The organism is Pseudophaeobacter sp. C1-32P7 (assembly GCF_041008775.1).
In the GTDB taxonomy this organism is placed as follows: domain Bacteria; phylum Pseudomonadota; class Alphaproteobacteria; order Rhodobacterales; family Rhodobacteraceae; genus Phycobacter; species Phycobacter gallaeciensis_A.
In genome coordinates this window covers 1-2,443 of sequence record NZ_JAXGFR010000067.1, presented here as the reverse complement: position 1 = coordinate 2,443, position 2,443 = coordinate 1, and the positions used below count along the sequence as shown (strand labels likewise).

Annotated in this window: 2 protein-coding genes and 1 pseudogene; 1 reads left to right on the top strand and 2 read right to left on the bottom strand. The window is 55.9% G+C overall.

What is annotated here, in order from left to right; all coding sequences use genetic code 11:
* A pseudogene (locus SM763_RS24050) lies at positions 1 to 1,144 on the top strand (hypothetical protein); the annotation flags it as partial.
* A gap of 575 nt (positions 1,145 to 1,719) precedes the next feature.
* On the opposite strand, the gene SM763_RS24045 reads toward SM763_RS24050, so the two are convergent.
* Together SM763_RS24045 and SM763_RS24040 are read right to left on the bottom strand one after the other, a co-directional pair.
* Positions 1,720 to 2,181 carry a hypothetical protein gene (locus tag SM763_RS24045; protein WP_369000104.1) on the bottom strand — a complete coding sequence of 154 codons (462 nt, stop codon included), beginning with the start codon at positions 2,179 to 2,181 and terminating at the stop codon, positions 1,720 to 1,722.
* A 170-nt stretch (positions 2,182 to 2,351) separates the two neighbouring features.
* The coding region (locus SM763_RS24040) for a transposase domain-containing protein (protein WP_490363289.1) at positions 2,352 to 2,443 on the bottom strand (92 nt) is incomplete at its 5' end.

The window sequence follows — 2,443 nt, the reverse complement described above, 5'->3', positions numbered from 1 at the left end:
GACTGGGGCGACCTATACCCTGACACAGGACGATGTGGGGAGCGTTATCACCGTTGTGGCGAGCTACACCGATGGTGAGGGCACCGGTGAGAGCGTTACCAGTTCGGGAACCTCAGCCGTGTCCAACGTCAACGACGCTCCCAGCGGCAGCGTCGCGATCTCCGGCACCGCGACCATGGATGAGACCCTGACCGCCAGCAACACGCTTGCGGATGAGGACGGGCTTGGCACCATTTCCTATCAATGGCAGCGGGATGGCGTGGATATCTCCGTTGCAACCGGCAACAGTTACACGCTGACGCAAGATGATGTGGGGGCGGCGATCACCGTTATAGCCAGCTACACAGATGGTGAGGGAACGATCGAAACGCGTTCTAGTTCTGCCACCGAGGCGATCCGCTATGGGAATTTTGACATAGGGGGATCAGAAAATGACGATGTAATCCGCGGTCGCTATGGGGATGATCTACTGAAAGGCGGTGCCGGCGAAGACAGCGTAATAGGTGGCTGGGGACAAGATACCATCAAGGGGAATTCTGGCTCTGATATTCTGCGCGGTTGGCGTGGCTCTGACCTGCTGGACGGGGGACGCGATGGGGATACCCTATACGGCGGGAAAGGGTCGGATACTCTTGTAGGTGGCCATGGTGACGATGAGCTTTTCGGCCGCCGCGGAGATGATGTACTGCGGGGCGGTGATGGAAGTGATATTCTCAAAGGCGGTCGCGGCCATGACGAGATTTTTGGAAGACGCGATGACGATGTTCTACGTGGTGGGGCTGGCAACGATACAGTTGTAGGAGGCCACGGTCGTGACACGCTTTTCGGTCGGCGCGGAGATGATGATCTGCACGGTGGCCGCGGGAACGATACGCTTATAGGTGGCTCTGGAGATGATTTGCTCTCGGGCGGGCTTCATGCTGATACGTTCATATTCGGTCGGAATGCTGGCAATGACACGATATCGGATTTCGGCCGCGGGTCCGATGTTGTTGAAATTTCCAGCGGCGCGCGCTCATTGAGCCAGATTGAGTTCACTCAGTCAGGGGGAGATGTTTTGATGGCGTTTGCTGACGTAACCGTGCTGGTCGAAAACATCACGGTCAGTGAATTGAGCATGGCGGATCATTTCATATTCACCTGACGAGTAGGCTGGCGATCAACCAGTGAGGCAGGAAAAGTCTTCTATCCTTGGCGAACTAGAGAGCGGGGGCTTTTCATTGAAGTACGTCTATACCTTTGGCGCGCTTGCGAAGAGAGGTAGCTTCCAGCTTCTCTCTTCGTTCTCGGTACTTGCAAGCGAGTAGAATCTCGTATGGCTCTGTTTTTATACTGTATCGACATGGTTCAACATACGCTGCCTATCAGCGCATCTCGCGGGAGTTGGGGTTTCCCGGATTCACATTTTGTTCTATTTTTGTCTGGGGAAACTTAGCGCATAAAGTGCTGATATATTTAAACCTGCGCTAGATTTAGGTTCTGGCGCCGCAAGGCGTGGGGGTTCAAGTCCCTTCACCCGCACCATTTTGATTTCAAATGAAAAATCCAAGTCGCTTTTGTCAGGCTTCCGCTGGGGGGATTGAGGGCTGCCCCTTTTTGTGCGGCGGTAGCGACGGCTGGTTGGCGTCCTGTTGTATCGTCCAGGTCCCGACTAACGCACCTGACCCACGAAGGCCCGCGCGGCCGAAACCGCTCCTGAATACGTTGCAGGTTCCGAGTTTAAGGAGATTCGGGCAGAAAGGTTGGAAACTCTCGCTGAACCCCGTGCATGAAAATGTCGATTTCAAGCGCCAGGCCGACCTCGAAATCGTGGAGGTCGGGGACGCTCCAGTGGTCATCCTCGAGGCGGTCAAGGAAGTTGCAACGGATCTGCTCGTCCTGTGGCTTCAGGGGGAGGGTCCCGGCGGCACGCAGCAGGTCGATCCGCTTATGAACCTCGCACATGCCATGAAAAGCCTCCATCATCACACGCATCAGGCGCGGCTCGGTTCGCCAAGTCTGCCCCCCGAATACGTCTTGGATCACGCGGTTGCCGGCCCCTAGACAATCATAGGCAACGCACCCCTTTAGGCCTTCCTGCGTCAGCTTTTCGTGGATGCTGCAGCGATGCCCCGAGAGATTCCTGCAAGGTTGGCCAGGGTTCTTGTCGAATGCAAAGTCTTCGCCCTTGTCGAAAGCCAATACAACACAGCAAAGGGCTGCGCATTTCGAGCAATCGGTTTGGAGACGGTCTGTGTGCGGCATTGTTGTTATCGACTTCCGATGGTCGCTCAGTTGGAGGTTCCGGGCTGCCATACCTTTTGAAATTCCTCAAGTCTGGATAGTAAGCGCTGTCGCCACCCCACGCCTGTTCAGCTTGACGGGGTGAAGTTCCAAGGTAGCAGCTCGTCGATCCTTCTGGCCGGGTGACCGGCGGCGATGGCTTCCAGGGTCGCCTTCAAAT